The sequence below is a fragment of the Pseudoclavibacter soli DSM 23366 genome, assembly GCF_000423505.1.
GTDB classification, from domain to species: domain Bacteria; phylum Actinomycetota; class Actinomycetes; order Actinomycetales; family Microbacteriaceae; genus Pseudoclavibacter_A; species Pseudoclavibacter_A soli.
The window spans coordinates 149286-166689 of record NZ_AUIC01000005.1; the positions used below are offsets into that span (position 1 = coordinate 149286).

Genomic DNA, 17404 nt, shown 5'->3' on the forward strand with positions numbered 1-17404 from the left:
GTGAGTGCGCCTGAGCGGGGGAGGGGGTCAGTCGGCGAGTTCGGTGTCGTCGACGATGCGATACGAGTACCCCTGCTCGCTCAGGAATCGCTGTCGAGCGAGCGCATAATCCTGATCGACGGTGTCTGCCACCACCACGCTGTAGAACAACGAACGTGAGCCGTCACTGTTCGGGCGCAGAATGCGCCCGAGTCGCTGGGCTTCTTCTTGCCGCGAGCCGAACGCTCCTGAGATCTGAATGGCGACCCGGGCATCCGGCAGGTCAACCGAGAAGTTGGCAACCTTTGATACCACCAAAGCGCCGATCTCGCCGTTGCGGAAGCCCTCAAACAGACGCTCTCGCTCAGCAGTCGACGTTTTGCCGGTGATCAGCGGCAGGTCGTTGGCCTCAGCAACCTGCTCGAGCTGGTCAAGGTACTGTCCGATGACCAAGGTCGGGGCGTCGGCATGCTGTGCCAGCAGGTGAGTCACCGCACTCGACTTGGCCTCGGCTAACGCCGTGGCGTGGTATCGCTCGGCGTCGTCGAGCATGGCGTAGCGGTCGCGCTCGGTCTCGGTCAGGCGCACGCGCACCTCGACGCAGTCTGCCGGGGAGATATACCCCTGCGCCTCGATATCGCGCCAGGGTGCCTCGTAGCGCTTGGGGCCGATCAACGAGAACACGTCTGACTCTTTGCCGTCTTCGCGCACCAGTGTCGCAGTGAGGCCGAGGCGGCGGCGCGCCTGCAGCTCGGCGGTGAGCTTGAACACCGGCGCGGGCAACAGGTGCACTTCGTCATATATGATCAGGCCCCAGTCTTCGGCGCTGAGCAGACCCAAGTGTGTGTAGTGCCCCTGCCGGCGAGCAGTCAGCATCTGATACGTGGCGATGGTGACCGGCGCGATCAGCTTGGTCTCGCCCGAGTACTCGCCGATATCATCGGGAGTCAGCGAGGTGCGACGCAACAGCTCGTCGCGCCACTGATGTGCTGCGAGCGTATTGGTCACCAAGATCAGTGTCTTGCGCCCGAGCGCCACCATGCTGCCGGCGCCCACAACGGTCTTGCCCGCACCGCAGGGCAGCACGATCACGCCTGAGCCTCCGGCTGCGAAGGCATCGACGGCATCGCGCTGATACGGGCGCAGGTGCCAGTCGTCTTCGACGAGCTGTGTGGGAAAAGGATCGCCCTCGGTGTACCCGGCGTGATCTTCGGCGGGCCAGCCGATCTTCAGCAACTCTTGTTTGAGCTGCCCGCGAGCCCACTCTTGCACGAGCCAGTGCGCTTCGTCGACGCGTTCGGTCAGCAGAGCGGCAACCCGCTTGTGGCCGGCCGCCTCGGTGAGCAGGCGGGGTTGTTTCGAAGTGAGCACTAGGCGCTGTTCGCGGTCGCGAATGATCTCGAGCTGACCGTAGCGGCTGATGGCGTCGGTAACTGCCCGGGTGACGGTGTCGGGTACGGCGAACTTTGCGTAGCGCTCGAGCGTCGAAATTATGTCGTCGGCGGTGACCCCTGCCGCCGCTGCATTCCACAGCCCCATGCGGGTGATGCGATAGGTGTGCACATGCTCCGGAGCGCGCTCCAGCTCGGCGAATCCGGCGATCGCCTGCCGTGCCTCGGTTGATTGAGGATGGTCGAGTTCGAGCAATACGGTTCGGTCGCTCTGCACGATCAGCGGTCCCATGTGTCCTCCTCAGGGGTGATCTGTGTGACTGCGCTCATCGGGATAGTGCGTTCGAGCTCGGAGCCGGGCTCTCGCCCGCGAACGCGCGGGCCGCTGACACCGGTCAGCTCGAGAGTCATGGTGCGTTCGACGTCTCGAGACCGCACGGTCAGGCGCACGGGCGCATGTTCGCGCAGCGCCCAGGTCAGTACGCCTTGGCGCCGTTCGTCATCGTCGGCGTTACGGTACCCGTCGACGAGCTCGTGGGCCCGTAGCGCAGTCGCGCTGCGTCTGGGAGCCGAGCCAGAGGTGATCTCGGGCAGTGCCGGTGGGCGCGCCGCCGTTGGCGCGGGCGCATGATCCTCGGCATCGAGCACGTACTGCAGCGGTTGTGACAGGTCGCCTCGCAGCAGTGAGGCGAGAAACTCGCGAATTTCGCCCACACTCAGCCCGTGGGCTCGCCCACGCCGCACGCTGGAAGGGCTCACTTGGTAGGTGTGGGTCTCAACGAGTCGCACTGGGTCGGCAAGCAGCCGCAGGCGGCGAGCCAGGCGTGGCGGCAACAAGCCGGGCACGAGCAGCTCGAGGTGGTTGTAGAGGTAGCCGTACTCGGTGACGGCGGGCCAGCTTTCTGCAATGTCGGCAAGCGCTGCCTCATCGCGGTTCAGCCAGGCGGCGCCAGTCGCGGTGAACGCACCGTGAGCGTCGAGAAGGCCCAAGGTGCGCCATTGCGCGAGCTGGTCGGTCAGTTTGCGTGAGAGCCACCGTCCGCCGAGTGGCCAGCGCCGCTGTGCAGCGCCGATCAGTGCGAGCGCGCCCGCACCGCCGGCGTCTGTGCGTGCGATGGTGGCCAGATCGTCATCAGCCGCAGTATCGGCCAGTGTGCGCCAGGCATCGACCGTGGGCAGGACGAGCCAGTCGTCGGCTCGGCTCGTGACAGCAAGCCCACCGTCGACCGGGCACAGCAGGCCGGCCTGCTGTGCGATGGCGGAGAGCTGCGCGAGCGCTCCGGGCTCGAGATCGAGCACTCGAGCGGGGTCAGCGAGGGCAGAGACCGGCACATGCCCGCTGCTGGTGACCGGCACGAGGTGCCCATGCCAGGTGAGCAGCAGCGATTGCAGTGCAGTGACCGCGTGCCAGGGCTCGGGTGCGGTCTCGGAGAGGTCTGCTGTGCTCGGCTGGTCGGGTGAAACTTCTTCGAGCAGGCTGCCCACGGTCTCACGCACAGTGGGCAGGGCGTTGCCGGTGTGGTCGGCGAGCAGCAGCGCGTTGGCAGCTGCACCCGCCGGGGAGCCGGTTGCCAACGCATGCAGATCGTCTGCGCTCAAGTGCTCTGCTCGGCGTGCAATGGCTTCAGGATGTGCCAGGCGCGTTGCGAGGTCATAGATGTCGGCCGGGTGTGTGGTCGGCAGGCGAGACAGCGTGACCGTTCTGGTCAGCGAATCGGTGTCGAGAGAAAGCAGGGCATCGACGTAGGTCATCGTCGTGCTCATGGCATCACGACTGCTCTCTGCGCCGTCTGACGATGGTGGCGACAGTCAGCCCCACCAGCAGCAGCATGCCTATGGGCAGGCCGATCAGGGGGATGCTCTCTACGATCGGCGCAGCCGAGCCTGCTAGCGTCGGTGCGAAAAAGGTGAGCAATATGCAGATCACCGAGAGCAGGATGACCCCCGTCGCCATGGCTCCGAGTATGGTCTCGAGACGAGAGGTGCGGGGTGTCTCTTGCGGGGTCATCCTTATAGAATACTTCTCGCACGACACAAGTGCGCAGGCCGATCACCGAATGTTCAAGAGAGAAGTGCGATGCCAACCGGAAAAGTGAAGTTCTTTGACGAAGACAAGGGCTTCGGGTTCATCACCTCCGACGATGGTCAGGAGGTGTTCCTGCATGCCTCTGCGCTGCCCGCGGGTGTTACCGCGCTGCGAGCTGGCACTCGTCTCGAGTACGGCATTGCCGAGGGCAAGCGTGGCGCGCAGGCGCTTTCAGTGCGTGTGCTCGACGCGCCGGTGAGCGTCGTCAAACAGCGTCGACGCCCTGCTGAAGACATGGCGATCGTGGTCGAAGACCTCATCAAACTGCTCGACGGCATCGGTGGTGGGCTCAAACATGGTCGCTACCCGTCTGATGCGCACGCACGCAAAGTCGCGGCAGTGCTGCGCAAGGTTGCGGACGAACTCGATGTCTGAGGCCGACTCCGCAATGGCAGACGAACACGCACAAGACCTGCAGGCCTTCATCGATCAGGCTCCTTTGGCACAGGCTGCGTTGCAAGAGATCGCCGATGCCAGGCAGATCGGTGCGCTTCTGCGCGCCGAAGCTGAGGCCGACCCCAACGCGTGCACTCTGCGCTTTGCCTCTGATGTGCCGGGGTACCCGCACTGGGAGTGGGCCGCAGTGATGGGTCGGGCCGATGCCTCGGCCATCCCCACGGTGCTCGAAGTCGGGCTGCTGCCCGGCGAAGGTGCGCTCGTGCCACCTGCCTGGGTGCCTTGGTCTGAGCGTTTTGCCGAATACAAGGCGGCTCGCGCCGAGCAGCCTGACGAAGAGTCACCCGAAGATGCTGAAGCTGCGTCTGATACTGAGGCAGCGTCTGACGGCGAGAGTGTGCCCCACGAAGCTCTGGCGCCAGAGGCGGCAGAGGCGTCAGACGAGGCTCAGTCGGGCCAGCCGACCGACAGCTCAGAGGCGATCGAACACGTAGTCGAGTGAGGCGATGAGTCTGCGCACCTCGTCGGGGTCGATGGCCACGAAGGTGCTCACTCGCAGCTGGTTGCGACCAAGCTTGCGGTACGAATTGATGTCGACCACGCCGTTTTCACGCAGAATGCGATTGATCTCGGCCGCATCGTAGCGCTCGTCGAGATCAATCGTGGTAACCACCTGCGAGCGGTCAGCGGGGTCACCGACGAACGGCGACAGGTGCTCGTGTGACTCGGCCCAGGCATAGAGCAGATCTGAAGACTCGCGAGTGCGCGCATTTGCCCAAGCAAGCCCCCCATTGTCACTGAGCCACTGCAGCTGCTGTTCGAGCAGAAACAGGGTGGCGATCGCCGGGGTGTTGATCGTCTGCTGCTTGCGCGAATTCTCGATGGCACCCTGTAGCGAGAGCGCCGCCGGGATGAACCGATCGCTGGCAGCGATGCGGGCAGCTCGTTCGACGGCAGCTGGCGAAAGCAGTGCCACCCAGAGCCCGCCTTCGCTGCCGAGGTTCTTCTGCGGTGAGAAGTAATATGCGTCGAACTGCGTGGCGTCGACCTGTGTGCCACCGGCCGCTGATGTGGCGTCGACCACACTCAGGCCGTCTGCGGCGACGCGAGTCACGGGCAGCTGAACGCCTGTCGAGGTCTCGTTCTGCGGCCAGGCGTAGACGTCGACGCCCTCTTCGGCGATGTTTGTGGCTGAAGTGCCGGCGGGGGCCTCGATGAGGCTGGGTGATTCGAGCCATGGCGCGCTCGCTGCCCGGGCGAACTTGCCCGAGAACTCGCCGATGACCACATGCTGGCTGCGTCGTTCGATCAGGCCTGCGGCAGCAGTGTCCCAGAAGACGCTGGCACCGCCGAGGCCGAGCACCACCTCATAGCCGTCGGGCAGCGCATAAAGATCGGCGAGCAGCTCTTGGATGTGCGCGACCAAGTTCTTTACCGGGGCAGCGCGATGCGATGTGCCGAGCAGTGAATGGCCGCTGGCGTGGAGCGCGTCGAGTTGCGCGTCGCGAATGCGACTCGGCCCCGAGCCGAATCGTCCGTCGAGAGGCAGGAGGTCTGTGGGAATGTCGATCGAGGCCATGCGACTATGGTACTCGCTGGAGACTAGTCAGGCATGCGGGAATTTAGGCTACACTAACCACGTTGTCTCTTCTGGGGAGAGTCGGGCGAGAAGGAGTGTTCTGTGACCGATCTGATCGATACCACCGAGATGTACCTGCGCACCATCCTCGAACTCGAGGAGGAAGGCATCGTGCCGCTGCGCGCGCGCATCTCTGAACGCCTCGGGCACTCAGGGCCCACGGTGTCACAGACGGTCTCGCGCATGGAGCGCGACGGGCTGGTCATCGTGAGTGGCGATCGCCACCTCGAGCTGACGCCAGAGGGCCGTGCCAAAGCAGTGCGTGTCATGCGCAAGCATCGTCTGGCCGAGCGCCTGCTCTCTGATGTGATCAAGCTTGACTGGGATCTCGTCCACGAAGAGGCCTGCCGCTGGGAGCACGTGATGAGCGAAGACGTCGAACGTCGCATCATCCCGCTGATCAGCCGCCTCGACGAAAGTCCTTATGGCAATCCGATTCCCGGGCTCGAAGAGCTGGGGCTGCCCGAGAACGACGACTTTCGCCACGGAGTCATCGACATCTACTCTCTGGCTCGCTCTGCCGGTGCGCCGCTGGTGCGCCCCATTCGACGCATGGGCGAGCCCGTGCAGTTCGATCCCGAGTTGCTCAAGCAGTTTCATGACGTGGGTCTCGTGCCAGACGCCGAGGTGAGCCTCGAGCCAGTAGGAGAGTACACGCGCATCAAAGTCGAGGGCCGCGACGAGGGGCTTGAGCTCGCGCCTGAGATTGCGACGCATATCTTCGTTGCGGATCACTGACTAGATCGCCCTCTTCTGGGTCGGCTAAACTGACCCTTGGGCCATCTTTTTCTGGTGGCCCACATGCACAGAGGAACTTTTTACGCCGATGACCGAGCAGCCGATGACACGCAGACAACTGCGTGCACTTCGCGACCAGCAGGTTCATGAAGCGACCTCTCGCATTTGCGCAGTTGCCCATCGTCCAGCTCGCGCACAGCAGCGTTCGACAACTCGTTCCTCGACCGCAGCCTCGCAAACTGCTCCTCGCAGGGCTGCCTCCATGCGGTCCACGCTGTTCCGTTCTCCCCAGGCCAAAGCAGTCACCGGTGTGCTCATCGCTTTCGGTTTAGGGTTCACGACAGCCGTTCCGGCCTATGCTGTTTCGCCATCCGTGTCGGCCACCGTAGATCTGAGCAGTGCAGATTACCAAGAGTTCGCAGACCGTGAAGCTGAACTTGTGGCCACGGGTGCACTTGAGCCCCAAGCGCTCACCGGCTCCTCTGGTTTGGTCTCGGCCACCGACGCGTCGTCGGTCGGGGCAGAGGCTCGCGCTGTGGCGCGGTTGACTTCTGGGCGTGCGTGCACACTCGACGAAAATGTCGTACCCGAAGGCACTGACTATGTCATCCCGCTGCCAGCCGGCAGCTACACCGTCACATCCCGCCCAGGCGCGCGCTGGGGGCGTCAGCACAACGGTGTTGACATGGCTGCGCCCTACGGCACCACGATTGTTGCTGCCATGTCGGGCACCGTGATCAGTGTCGGCCTGGTGAATGCCAACCCCACGGTGCAGGTTCGCACCTATCTTTCAGATGGCACCCAGATCGACAGCTTCTATCTGCATGAGACGCTTGACTCTGTTCAGGTCAAAGAGGGCGATACTGTGCGCACCGGAGATGTGATCGCCGCGGTTGCTAGCGAGGGGCAGTCGACAGGTAATCACCTACATTTCGAGATGCGGCTCAACGGTGGCGATAGCGTCTATCCGGGTGTCGGCGGAGAGACCATCGACGGGCTCAATTGGCTCAGCGCTCATGGTGCGTACGTCCTTCCAGGGTGTGCTTGAAGCCTCACATGTTGTTCTGAGGTAGTCGACTCAATGCGATTCAGGCCATGTGCGCTATACTGAACAGATGCTGAAGAGAACGCCTGCAGTGAAACTGTCCAGCACATTCGCCACCGTCTTGGTTTCGGGCGCTCTGGTTTTTGCCACTGCTGTGCCCTCTCAAGCTGCGGAGGTCGAGCAGGCCGTCCAGACCGGCTACAGCGCCCAAGAGCTTCACGCTGGTGCCAGCGCAGTCAATGTGGCCGGCAGCGGCAGCGTCGGTGCTGAGACTCCGGTCGTTGAGGTTCCGGTGACAACCACCACGACGAGCAATTCTTCCTCTACTCGGGCAGCATCTTCGACAACAAGTAATGCAGCCATTGCTGTGGTTGATGGCACAGGCGCAGGGGCACAGGGCATCGTAGCCACCGGTCTTGCATATGTCGGTGTGCCTTATGTCTGGGGCGGTGCGTCGCCGTCCGGCTGGGACTGCTCAGGCTTTGTGCAGTGGGTCTACGCACAGAACGGCATCCAGTTGCCGCGCACATCAGGTGCTCAGGGGGCGGCGGGCACTCGCACCACCACACCAGTGCCCGGTGACCTTGTGGTTTATGGCAGCAGCCATATCGGCATCTACATTGGCAACGGCATGATGGTGCATGCCTCCAAGCCTGGTGTGGGCACGGTTGTGGCTCCGGTCTACGGCACGCCGTATTACTCGCACATCGGCTGAGGCCTCTGAGAAGCCTCGCAGGTTGGTGCCACCGGCGAGAATCGAACTCGCGACGCACAGTTTAGGAAACTGTCGCTCTATCCACTGAGCTACGGCGGCTCACCAGCGATTAAGCCTACCAGCAGGTGCCAATCAGATCTTGTGTTTGAAGATCAGGTCGCCGGAGGCAATGTACTGCTGTACTTCGGCAGCTGGAATGTACCGAGTGAAGTAACCGGACGAGGCTCCGTAGTTCTCCGTGAGGATACTGCCATCGATATAAGATTTGCCGACATAGGCCACGTGACCATAGGTGGTGCTGGAGTTGAACAGACCGGTCTTTGGGTAGACGATGATGTCGCCGGCCTGAGGCTCAGTGGTGGTCTCCCAGCCGACCAAGTTGCCGCTTCGAGCCCATTCGCCGCCGTTGCCGCCATTCGGCGTAAGCACAGCGTTTGTGTAAAGCCACGGTGAATGTGTGACCCCGGCGTCACGATTGATGCGCCACGCTACAAAGTCGGTGCAGTTGTTGACCACGTACCCGACACCCAGGGCGCCGGGGTAATCGTCGCCGGTGGGCCGCTCTGTTGCAACCAGTGATTCGTCGGGCAGCTGCGTGGGGTTTGCCTGGCTGCTGCTCGGGCCGGCGATCGGCTGAATGGTCTCAGCTGTGAGAGCCTCGGGATGCTGATACAGATATTCGATCTGAGAGGCGGTCAGTGTTTGACGCTGGGCTCGAGCCGAGATCAGCGCTGCAGTGCTGTCTGCATAAGAGGGAAGGCTGATGCCGAGCACGAGTGCACTGGTGAGCGTGAATGTGGAAGCAGTGGCGGCGATGCGCCGCGACTTGCGCGAGGAATTTGGCCGTACTCCGCGGTGCTCGAAGACAGAGGTTCGGTCGACGGCGCTTGAGATCTTTAGAGAGGAGGCCTTGGAGCGGCGGGTGACCCCGACAGGGAGAAGCGCCGAAGGTGGTGTGGCAGCACTGCCGCGGCGCTCAAGTGCGCGCAGCTCACGGCGGGTGAGAGGGTGTTGAAGATCGCTGTTCGGGGCAGTGGCCGTGGCGTTCAGCGCGTGCTTCGACAAAACTGGTACTCGCCCCTTCAACACAGAGAAAACAGAAATCGTTCAACCAATCTTACCCGTCGATGACGTAGGCGTCACAGTGTGATGGAGAATGCACAGAAGCAGTAGCTGGTTGCGTGGCAATCGGCGAGGAATGCGAAGCCCACCGGGCGATCACGGGTAGTCTGGGCTGTGATCACTGAGGCAATTGGAGGTGCAGGTGACGGCACAGGACGGCGAGCGTGCGACGGCGTGGTCGCAGTGGCGCACCAGACTTGCTGCGGTCGGGGCATCGGCGCGCGCTCAACAGCCGGCGGTGCTCGAACTCAGCACCGGCCATCCCGGGGGCATCGCGCAACTGCTCTCTGGCAGAGTCACCCGTCTGTCGAACCTGATTCGCGACGAAAAAAACTACGTGCGTGCGGCTCGCATCGCCCGTCAGATCGAGCACAAGGCCGCAGAGCTCTCGCAAGATCGTGGCCTTGATGCCGTTCAGCTGCTCGCTGGCGAGATGCTCTGGCATGACGGTGCTCGTTCACAACGACTTCCCGTCATCTTGCAGCCGGCGATCATCCAAGGCGTTCCCGGCGATTTCGAGCTCAAGATCACTTCGGTGCCGGTCATCAACCCCGAAGTCGTGCGGCAGCTGAGTCGGCGCTTCAACGCCGACATCGACGTGGCCGGCCTGCAAGAGCTGGCGCACAGCACCGACGGGTTTCACCCCGATGAGGCGCTGCGCCGCCTGAGTCAGGAGTTTCGACTCGTCGAAGGTCTCGAATTCGCCCGTGCGCTGAGACTCGGCATGTTCAGCAGTGCACCTCAAGAGCTGTCTGCACGCGCGGTCGACCGCATCCACCCGCTGCTCGATGCGGTCATCGACGTGCCCGGCGCGCGCTCGGCTTTGGCCGAGAACGTGCGACTCGTCACGGTCAACAGCGCCGATGAACGCAGCGCGCTGAGTGATGCGCTCATTCTCGACGCCAGTGCAGAGCAAGAGAATATTGTGGCTCAGGCCAGCACCGGCACCTCGTTTGTGGTGCGCAGCGTGCCCGGCGCCGGCGTGGTGCAGGCAGTCGCCAATATTGTCGCCACACTGGTGCCGATGGGGCGACGCATTGCCATCGTGGCGCCGTCGCGCGCATCGCTGGATGCCGTGGCCGACAAATTGCGCAGTCGCGGCTTGGGCGGGTTGGCCGTCTCACCAGCCTCACTGCGCCGTGACCTGATCAGCGCCATCAATCGCAACGAGCACGCTCAGCCAGTCACTGACCGCGAGCAGCGTGCCGCTGGCTACGCCCGGCTGCGTGATGCACTGTTGGGCTACCGGCGCAGTCTGCAGGCAGTGCACCCCTCATACGGCGTCTCGGTATCGCAGGCGCTCAGTGAGCTCGCACGCCTGTCGCTGCTGCCAGACGCTCCGCAGACTCGTGTGCGACTGCACTCCAGTGTGCTCGAGGCCTTAGCCATCGATCGTTCCTCCGCGGCCAACCTGCTGCGACAGGCTGCCGATCTCGGCCAGTTCGACTTCGGCCCCGAAGACTCGCCGTGGTACGGGGCAACGTTTCACTCGCCGCAAGATGCCGAAAACATGTATCTGCTGGCCAAGCGTCTGTCTGAGACCGATCTGCGCACGATGGTCAGAAAAGTCTGGGCCGTCTTCGACGAGGCTGGTCTGCGCGAACCTCAGACACTGACCGAGATCAACGAGGGGCTGCAGCTGCTGCTCAGTGTGCGAGACACCCTCGACCGCTTCCACCCGGTGGTGTATGACCGTTCTCTTGAAGAGCTCATCGCGGCGACCGCGCCGCGGCGTGACCAAGAGATGGCTTCTGGTGCTCGGCGACGTCTGCGGCAGCTGGCCAAAGAATACCTGCGCCCCGGTGCTCACGTCTCCGATGTGCATGTCGCGCTGCAGCAGATTCAGCGGGATCGCCAGCTGTGGCAGCGCCTGGCGCGCTCGCACCAGCCGCCGTCGGTGCCGACGGGGCTGGGCGATGCGAACATCGTGTTCACTGCCGTGGCGGCCGACCTGAAAGTGCTTGCTCTGCCGCTTGACTCTGCACAGGCCGGCGATGTCAACACCCAGTCGCTCGACCAGCTGCAGACGCTGCTCGATCAGCTCACCCGAGATGTCAGTGCGCTCGGGCATCTGCATGAGCGCGCCGAACTGCTGGCTGCGCTCGAGCGCATGGGGCTGGCCGAACTCGTCGAGGACTTCTCACGTCGTCACGTCACCGCTGAGCGTGCCGGTGATGAACTCGAACTCGCCTGGTGGCAGTCGGTGCTCGAACTGCTGCTCGAGCGCGACGGATCGCTCCTTAACGCCAACACACAGGTGCTCGCCCGGCTCGAGCGCGACTTCGTGCTCGAAGACCGCCGCATTCTCGAAGACCATGCACGTGAACTCGCGGCCACGCTTGCCCAGCGCTGGACCGATGCCGTCGATGTGTACCCGAACGAGGCGAAGGTGCTGCGCGAGCAGCTGCTCGACGGCACCATTTCGGCCGAGACGCTGATTCAGCACCTGCCGCACGTTGGCCGAGCGGTCGCTCCTGTGTGGCTGTTCTCGCCCTATCAGTACGGCGGCGAGGTGCCTGAGCGAGCGCACTTCGACACAGTCATTCTGCTTGATGCGGCGAGCATCACCCTGACCGAGGCCGTGTTGCCCATCGCGCAGGCAGAACAGGTGATCGCCATCGGCGACCCAGTGCTCGGAGCGCCCACCGGGTTCAGCATCGACGCCGCCGACGCCAGCCTGCGGCCGGTGGTCGATGAACCTTCTGCGTTCCGTGCCCTGGCCGACTTGTTGCCGCAGTTGCGTCTCGACTTCAGCTACCAGCCGGGCGGGCGCGCGCTTGCCGCGCTGGTGAACCGACGCTGGTACGACCAGGCCATCCATTCACTGCCCTCAGCTGCCGAGTTCGTTGGTGAACCTGCGCTGACCACCATCGATCTTGAGGTGCACGGGCGCCAACAGCCCAACCCCGACAGTGGCACGGTCGAGGCTATGCCGGCCGAGGTGACGCGCGTGGTCGAACTCGTGATCGCTCACGCTGTGTGGCGCCCCGATGAGTCACTGATGGTAGTCTCGGCGAGTGCGCTCACGGCTCACCGCATTCGGGCAGCCGTGCGCGCCGAGGTGCTGAAGCATCCTCAAGTCGCCGAATTCTTCGACACGCGACGGCATGACCCGTTCGTGGTGCTCACCATCGCCCAGGCAGCCACTCGGCGTCGCGATCGGGTGATCTTCTCGCTTGGGTATGGCCGCACTCCGCATGGGCGGCTGCTCAGCGAATTCGGCCCCATTCGCGCCGATGACACCGGATGGCGTTGGCTCGGCATTGCCCTGACCCGCGCTCGGCGACACCTCACCGTGGTCGCAGCACTCGGTGCCCGTGACGAAGAGGTACGTCGGCTCGAGGGCGCTCCCCGTGCGCTGCTCGATCTGCTCGGTGGAGCACGTGAGCCCGAACCGGAGCGCACCTACTTCTCGGCGCAGGCGCTGCTGGTCGATCTTGGTCGGCGCCTGCAGCGCAAGGGGCTCACCGTCGACGACCACTTCGACGACCAACTGGGGCTCACCGTCACCGATGGCATCACCAAGATGGTCATCGAAACCGACGCCGACTACAGCCGTGACACACTGCGCGAGTCGCTTCGCCTGCATCCGTCGCTGCTGACGCGTATGGGCTGGCGCTTCCGCCGCGTGTACTCGTTCGAGTTGTTCGCCAATCCGCAGCACATCGCCGACGAGATTCAGGCTGAGTTTCAGCAGCTGGCGCGGCAGCACGAGCAGATTGAGCAGCAGCGACGCGAGACCGCGGCCGAACAGGGGCAGTGATGACTGGTGACCAGCCTCAGGTTCGCCGGCTCGGCCCGCGCCGGGTGGTCTATGGCGAGTTGCCGAACCCCGAACAGGCGGTGGTGCGTGACGAGACGCTCGCGGCTGCGGCCGACGGTGAACGGGCTGAGAGCTGGGGCGATGCTTCGCCCGAACATGAAGAAGACCGCTGGCTCAAAGCACAGCGGCCTCCTCATTGGGGCTGAGACGCCTCAACTCATGCGCGGGGTGCGCCTGACCCACCCTGCTGCGCGGCGAGGGCTGCCTGGATCTCTTTGAGCACGTCGAGCTCGGTGCGGGTGTCGCCGGGCTCTTCAGCGACCGCCTTCTTGTGCTTTTCTTGGAACTCACGCAGTTTGTTGAACGGCAGCACGATCACGAAGTAGAGCGCTGCAGCCACCAGCAGGAAGTTCACGACGGCGGTGATGACCGCGCCGAGCGAGAAATCGGCACCGTTGATGGTGAAGTTGCCGACGGAGTCGAAATTGGGCTGACCGAAGATGGCGGCGATCAGCGGCATGATCAGTTTCTCGACCAGGGCGGTGATCAGAGCGGTGAATGCAGTGCCGATGACGACGCCGACGGCGAGGTCAATGGCGTTGCCTTTAGAGATGAAGTCGCGGAAGCCGGCGAAGACCTGTTTCATGCTGGAAACTCCTGTGTGTGCGGTTCAGCCGTGCGGATGCAGGGCAGAGAGTGCGGAGATGTGCGCTCCACACGTCTTAATGCTAGTTGGCATTGGCCGTCAGCGCACGGATGACGGGGCTGGGCGCCGCCGGTCACTCGCCTGGGGTGCAGGTGATGATGCGTTTCGGCGTCACGATCAGGTCGATAGAGCGGTCGTGGGGCTCGAGCGGCAGATCGTCGAGAACCTCTTCGTCGAACACGAGTGCAGCCGTGGGCGGCACGTGCGACAGAGCAGCGAGCGTGCGGTCGTAGAAGCCGCCGCCCTGGCCGAGTCTGGCACCGCGTGGTGATACCGCCAGAGCCGGGATGATGATCAGGTCGACGTGTTCGATCGCCTGCGCCTCGGCCAGCGGGCCTTGTGCTTCGGGGATGCCTAAATGCGTGATCGTGTCTTCGACCTCAGCTGCCCAGACCCAGTCGAGCGCGCCGTCGGGGCGGGTGCGCGGCAGCAGCACCGGCATCTGGCAGTCGGCGGCCCAGTGCAGCAGAGCCGCAGTGGGCGGCTCGGTGGGGGCAGAGAGAAAAGCGGCCAGGCTGCCCACCGACTGCTGCTTGGCAAGCGTGACAATCTGGGCGGCGATCGCCTGCTCGTCACGTGCTCGTTGAGTGCTCGATCGAGCCTTTCGGGCGGCGCGCAACCGGGTGCGCAGCTGCGCTTTGCGCTGCTCGGGTGAGATGTCGGTTACGGCCACGCTGCCAGTCTAGAATGCGCGAGACGGTAGGCTGGGGCACATGAATGAGTATGCGAACACCTCTTCACCGGTCACTGGCGTGCGCAAAGCGGTGGTTCCGGTGGCGGGGCTCGGCACGAGATTTCTGCCGGCCACGAAAGCGATTCCCAAAGAGTTGCTGCCGGTGGTTGACCGGCCAGCCATTCAATATGTGGTTGAAGAGGCTGCACGTGCTGGCCTCGACGATCTGCTGCTGATCACCGGCCGTGGCAAAGACGCCATCGAAGATCACTTCGATGCTGCACCGTATCTCGAAGAGCGCTTGGCCGCTGACGGCAAAGACGCTCTGCTGGCCGAGGTGCAACATGCCACCGAGGTGGCCGAGGTGCACGCGGTGCGACAGGGCAACCCCAAGGGGCTGGGCCACGCTGTGCTGCGCGCCCGGGAGCATGTGGGCGATGAACCCTTCGCAGTACTGCTCGGTGACGATCTGATCGACGCCGACGAACCGCTGCTCGAGCGCATGCTCGAGGTGCAGCGCACTCGCTCGGCGACCGTGGTGGCGTTGCTCGAGGTGCCCGAAGACCGCGCTCACCTGTATGGCGTTGCCGCAGTTGAACCCACCGAAGAAGCAGATGTGGTGACCATCACTGGGCTGGTCGAGAAGCCCCCGGCAGGCACCGCACCCTCGAACCTCGCCGTGATCGGCCGCTACGTGCTGCGCCCCGAGATCTTTGACGTGCTCGAACAGACTGAGCCCGGTCGTGGCGGCGAGATTCAGCTGACCGACGCCCTGCAGACGCTCGCAAGCGACGCATCCATCGCAGGGCCGGTGCTTGGTGTGGTTTACACCGGTCGGCGTTTCGATACGGGCGACAAGCTCGAGTACCTCAAAACGGTGGTCACGCTCGCATCAGAGCGCGATGACCTCGGCCCGGCGTTCAACGCATGGCTGGCCGAGCGTGCACAGCAGTGACCCGACACGCCGATCAGTCGCCCGAGAATGAGGCGGCATGCTGAGCAGTGTTCCGGCGCTGGTCAGCGGTGACTTGACGGTTCGGCCCATTCGCAACGCTGACTGGCGAGAACTCGACCATGAGCTGGCGGTGGGTCGAGCTTGGTTGCAGCGTTGGGAGGCCACTCAGCCGGGTGTGTCGGGGCAAGCCGGCACCCGATCAGCGGTGCGTGCGATGGTCTCATGGATGCGCCGTGGCGAGAGCATCACCTGCGTGATGTGTTGGCGGGAGCACATTATCGGACAGGTGAGCGTCTCGCAGATTGCGTGGGGGTCGTTGCGATCGTGCTCGATCGGGTATTGGATCGCCGAGCGGATGGCCGGGCACGGTCTTGCCCCGACTGCCGTCGCGCTCATGGCCGATCACCTATTTCAGGCACTCGGCATGCACCGTATCGAGATTTGCATGCGGCTTGAGAACCAGGCCTCACGACGGGTGGCCGAGAAACTCGGCTTTCACTATGAAGGCGTGCGCAGGGGGTACATTCACATCGACGGTGCGTGGCGTGACCATCATGTGTTCGCCATGCTCGCCGAAGACGTTCCCGCCGGGGGTGTGCTGGCGGCGCTGCAACAGCGACGTCTTCAGGGCTGATCTGCGCCACACCGTGTCAATGCGTGCCGCGGATGCGGTTTGCTCGTACCTTAGTGAGCATGGATGGAGTCTTCGGTCAGATCGGTGGGGCGCTGCTGGTGCTCTGCGTCGTCGGCCTGTGGCTCGCGGTGCTGGTGCCGGGCTGGGTAGAACGCCGCAATATGCGCACCACCGCCCGAAACGCAGCACGGGTGCAGCGCGCGGTCAACGTCATCGCACGCAACCAAGAGCTTCCTGAAGAATACGAGCAAGAGGTCGATGCTCGACGGGCCATGATCGTTGAGCGCGAGGCTCGCCGCCTCGAGCGGCAGCGGGTGCACAACGAGCGCCAGGCCGCGCGTCGTGCCGTGCCTGAGTATGTGCGCCAAGCTCGCCGTGGCATCGCGGTGGGCTCTGGCGTTGCCCTGGTGTCGATCATGGGGCTGCTCATCGGAGTCACTCAGATTCAGACCGGTCTGTTCGGCATCCTGCTGATCACTGCGGGTTTGGTCTTTGGTGCGCTCGGTCTGCTCATGCGTTCGACTGCGCTGCGCAACCTGCGTGGCCACCATCAGAGCGCTCAGCCTGCCGCTGCGCCAGCTGACGTGCCGGTGTTCGATCAGGCAGGCTTCGCCGATGCGCAGGCCGAAGATGAGCGTGACGAGGCCAGCGCCGAACACCGCCAATGGACCCCGACGCCGATTCCCGAGCCACTCGGGGTGACCCGCGAGGCCGTCATTGCGGCCGCCCTCGCCGAAGCAGCGCGTACCGGCGAGTCGGTCGATGCACCCGGTCTGCGACCTGGCGTGCCGACAGGACCAGATGCCGAAGTGCATCGCCTGCACCCCGAGGTCTCGGGGCACAACGCCGAGGTCGACGAAGTGGTCGCTGCCCTTGAAAACGAAGAGGTCGAGCCCGGCTATGCCTGGATGGACCAGCGGGCCGGGGTCGACGCGAGCTTCGACTCGGAACGACTCGACGACATCCTTGATCGCCGTCGCGACGTCGGCTGACCCTCCTACACTGCGTGTGACACTGCGAGCGGGCTGTTTTTCAGCTCTGCCGCGTAAGAGGTGTCGTGAAATGCGGGTATGAGCTTTCTTTTGCGCAATTGACGACACTTGTGTGGCTCGGTGGCCTACACACGCCGCATGGCGCCGCCCCACTCACCGCCGACGGCGATGCCCTGTAGAAATCTCAGGGTGACCAGCAGTGCAGGCGCCCAGTAGCCGACCGTGTCGAAGGTGGGCAGGCAGCCCATCAAAAACGTCGAGGCACAGACCATGATGATGGCCACCTGCAGCAGGTGCTTGCGACCGTATCTGTCGCCGAAGTGCGCGAAGACGATGCCGCCGAGTGGGCGCGCAATGAAGCCCACAGCATAGGTGACGAATGCTGCGATGATCGGCATATAGGGGTCTTCGCTCGGCGGGAAGAACACCTTGTTGAACACCAGAGTGGCCGCCGTCGCATAGAGGAAGAACTCGTACCATTCGACGATGGTGCCGGCCATTGAGGCGGCCACCACGCGGCGCAGGCCCTTCGTGGGTGCGGACGCGGGGGTGAGTGCGGACATCTGCTAC

17 protein-coding genes, 1 tRNA gene and 1 pseudogene are annotated in these 17404 nt (G+C 63.9%); 10 read left to right on the plus strand and 9 right to left on the minus strand.

The features are described 5' to 3' along the window. Positions 1 to 27: 27 nt before the first annotated feature. From G557_RS0105825 to G557_RS0105835, 3 genes are read right to left on the minus strand one after another with little or no spacing between them, the layout of a single operon-like run. Positions 28 to 1662: a DNA repair helicase XPB gene (locus G557_RS0105825; RefSeq protein ID WP_028245302.1), complete on the minus strand. Its 1635-nt coding sequence runs from the start codon at positions 1660 to 1662 to the stop codon at positions 28 to 30. Further along, positions 1650 to 3134: a helicase-associated domain-containing protein gene (locus tag G557_RS0105830; RefSeq protein ID WP_028245303.1), complete on the minus strand. Its 1485-nt coding sequence runs from the start codon at positions 3132 to 3134 to the stop codon at positions 1650 to 1652. Before G557_RS0105830 ends, G557_RS0105825 begins: the two co-directional genes overlap by 13 nt. 4 nt (positions 3135 to 3138) lie before the next feature. Beyond that, positions 3139 to 3378, minus strand: coding sequence for a hypothetical protein (locus tag G557_RS0105835; protein WP_028245304.1), 240 nt, complete (start codon positions 3376 to 3378; stop codon positions 3139 to 3141). A 69-nt stretch (positions 3379 to 3447) separates the two neighbouring features. On the opposite strand from G557_RS0105835, the gene G557_RS0105840 reads away from it, so the two are divergent. Both G557_RS0105840 and G557_RS12030 read left to right on the plus strand, forming a co-directional pair. Further along, complete coding sequence (locus tag G557_RS0105840; protein WP_028245305.1) at positions 3448 to 3831, plus strand: cold-shock protein; 384 nt, start codon at positions 3448 to 3450, stop codon at positions 3829 to 3831. A gap of 13 nt (positions 3832 to 3844) precedes the next feature. Continuing rightward, positions 3845 to 4354: a DUF3027 domain-containing protein gene (locus G557_RS12030; protein ID WP_051224732.1), complete on the plus strand. Its 510-nt coding sequence runs from the start codon at positions 3845 to 3847 to the stop codon at positions 4352 to 4354. Here the strand turns inward: G557_RS12030 and serC are convergent. Next, positions 4325 to 5431: a phosphoserine transaminase gene (gene serC / locus G557_RS0105850; protein WP_028245306.1), complete on the minus strand. Its 1107-nt coding sequence runs from the start codon at positions 5429 to 5431 to the stop codon at positions 4325 to 4327. The two genes, G557_RS12030 and serC, sit on opposite strands and share 30 nt — an antisense overlap. 102 nt (positions 5432 to 5533) lie before the next feature. Here serC and G557_RS0105855 point away from each other — a divergent pair, with 102 nt between their 5' ends. From G557_RS0105855 to G557_RS13725, 3 genes are all read left to right on the plus strand, one after another. Further along, the gene (locus tag G557_RS0105855; RefSeq protein ID WP_028245307.1) at positions 5534 to 6229 is read left to right on the plus strand and encodes an iron-dependent transcriptional repressor DtxR; all 696 of its coding nucleotides are present in this window, start codon (positions 5534 to 5536) and stop codon (positions 6227 to 6229) included. A gap of 262 nt (positions 6230 to 6491) precedes the next feature. Continuing rightward, positions 6492 to 7277: a M23 family metallopeptidase gene (locus G557_RS13340; RefSeq protein ID WP_169337748.1), complete on the plus strand. Its 786-nt coding sequence runs from the start codon at positions 6492 to 6494 to the stop codon at positions 7275 to 7277. A gap of 67 nt (positions 7278 to 7344) precedes the next feature. Next, a complete protein-coding gene (locus G557_RS13725) occupies positions 7345 to 7989 on the plus strand; it encodes a C40 family peptidase (RefSeq protein ID WP_084627037.1) in 645 nt (214 codons plus the stop codon). Positions 7990 to 8012: 23 nt separating this feature from the next. On the opposite strand, the gene G557_RS0105870 is transcribed toward G557_RS13725, so the two are convergent. Together G557_RS0105870 and G557_RS0105875 are read right to left on the minus strand one after the other, a co-directional pair. Then, positions 8013 to 8088 (minus strand) — tRNA-Arg (locus G557_RS0105870). A gap of 33 nt (positions 8089 to 8121) precedes the next feature. Beyond that, a complete protein-coding gene (locus tag G557_RS0105875) occupies positions 8122 to 9054 on the minus strand; it encodes a CHAP domain-containing protein (protein ID WP_028245308.1) in 933 nt (310 codons plus the stop codon). Between the two features lie 199 nt (positions 9055 to 9253). Between G557_RS0105875 and G557_RS12045 the strand changes: the two genes are divergently transcribed. Next, positions 9254 to 12874: a DEAD/DEAH box helicase family protein gene (locus G557_RS12045; protein WP_156877089.1), complete on the plus strand. Its 3621-nt coding sequence runs from the start codon at positions 9254 to 9256 to the stop codon at positions 12872 to 12874. Beyond that, the gene (locus G557_RS0105885) at positions 12874 to 13080 is read left to right on the plus strand and encodes a hypothetical protein (protein WP_028245309.1); all 207 of its coding nucleotides are present in this window, start codon (positions 12874 to 12876) and stop codon (positions 13078 to 13080) included. Before G557_RS12045 ends, G557_RS0105885 begins: the two co-directional genes overlap by 1 nt. A gap of 11 nt (positions 13081 to 13091) precedes the next feature. On the opposite strand, the gene mscL is transcribed toward G557_RS0105885, so the two are convergent. Both mscL and G557_RS0105895 read right to left on the minus strand, forming a co-directional pair. Next, positions 13092 to 13520 carry a large conductance mechanosensitive channel protein MscL gene (mscL, locus tag G557_RS0105890; protein ID WP_028245310.1) on the minus strand — a complete coding sequence of 143 codons (429 nt, stop codon included), beginning with the start codon at positions 13518 to 13520 and terminating at the stop codon, positions 13092 to 13094. A 133-nt stretch (positions 13521 to 13653) separates the two neighbouring features. Then, positions 13654 to 14253, minus strand: coding sequence for a 5-formyltetrahydrofolate cyclo-ligase (locus tag G557_RS0105895; RefSeq protein WP_028245311.1), 600 nt, complete (start codon positions 14251 to 14253; stop codon positions 13654 to 13656). Between the two features lie 40 nt (positions 14254 to 14293). On the opposite strand from G557_RS0105895, the gene galU reads away from it, so the two are divergent. The 3 genes from galU to G557_RS0105910 are packed head-to-tail and all read left to right on the plus strand — an operon-like array spanning position 14294 to position 16834. Next, entirely contained in the window at positions 14294 to 15208 is a 915-nt protein-coding gene (gene galU / locus G557_RS0105900) for a UTP--glucose-1-phosphate uridylyltransferase GalU (protein ID WP_051224739.1), read from the plus strand. A gap of 37 nt (positions 15209 to 15245) precedes the next feature. Continuing rightward, positions 15246 to 15842, plus strand: a complete 597-nt coding sequence (locus G557_RS12050) for a GNAT family N-acetyltransferase (protein WP_036961498.1) — start codon at positions 15246 to 15248, stop codon at positions 15840 to 15842. Between the two features lie 59 nt (positions 15843 to 15901). After that, complete coding sequence (locus G557_RS0105910; protein ID WP_028245313.1) at positions 15902 to 16834, plus strand: hypothetical protein; 933 nt, start codon at positions 15902 to 15904, stop codon at positions 16832 to 16834. A gap of 137 nt (positions 16835 to 16971) precedes the next feature. Here the strand turns inward: G557_RS0105910 and G557_RS0105915 are convergent. Beyond that, a pseudogene (locus G557_RS0105915) lies at positions 16972 to 17397 on the minus strand (MFS transporter); the annotation flags it as partial. Positions 17398 to 17404: the final 7 nt, after the last annotated feature.

What these genes read in the sequence shown, in the direction of transcription:
- G557_RS0105825 (WP_028245302.1), bottom strand. Translation starts at nt 1,662, where the DNA reads ATGGGACCGCTGATCGTGCAGAGCGACCGAACCGTATTGCTCGAACTC.
- G557_RS0105830 (WP_028245303.1), bottom strand. Translation starts at nt 3,134, where the DNA reads ATGAGCACGACGATGACCTACGTCGATGCCCTGCTTTCTCTCGACACC.
- G557_RS0105835 (WP_028245304.1), bottom strand. Translation starts at nt 3,378, where the DNA reads ATGACCCCGCAAGAGACACCCCGCACCTCTCGTCTCGAGACCATACTC.
- G557_RS0105840 (WP_028245305.1), top strand. Translation starts at nt 3,448, where the DNA reads ATGCCAACCGGAAAAGTGAAGTTCTTTGACGAAGACAAGGGCTTCGGG.
- G557_RS12030 (WP_051224732.1), top strand. Translation starts at nt 3,845, where the DNA reads ATGGCAGACGAACACGCACAAGACCTGCAGGCCTTCATCGATCAGGCT.
- serC (WP_028245306.1), bottom strand. Translation starts at nt 5,431, where the DNA reads ATGGCCTCGATCGACATTCCCACAGACCTCCTGCCTCTCGACGGACGA.
- G557_RS13340 (WP_169337748.1), top strand. Translation starts at nt 6,492, where the DNA reads ATGCGGTCCACGCTGTTCCGTTCTCCCCAGGCCAAAGCAGTCACCGGT.
- G557_RS13725 (WP_084627037.1), top strand. Translation starts at nt 7,345, where the DNA reads ATGCTGAAGAGAACGCCTGCAGTGAAACTGTCCAGCACATTCGCCACC.
- G557_RS0105885 (WP_028245309.1), top strand. Translation starts at nt 12,874, where the DNA reads ATGACTGGTGACCAGCCTCAGGTTCGCCGGCTCGGCCCGCGCCGGGTG.
- mscL (WP_028245310.1), bottom strand. Translation starts at nt 13,520, where the DNA reads ATGAAACAGGTCTTCGCCGGCTTCCGCGACTTCATCTCTAAAGGCAAC.
- galU (WP_051224739.1), top strand. Translation starts at nt 14,294, where the DNA reads ATGAATGAGTATGCGAACACCTCTTCACCGGTCACTGGCGTGCGCAAA.
- G557_RS12050 (WP_036961498.1), top strand. Translation starts at nt 15,246, where the DNA reads ATGCTGAGCAGTGTTCCGGCGCTGGTCAGCGGTGACTTGACGGTTCGG.
- G557_RS0105910 (WP_028245313.1), top strand. Translation starts at nt 15,902, where the DNA reads ATGGATGGAGTCTTCGGTCAGATCGGTGGGGCGCTGCTGGTGCTCTGC.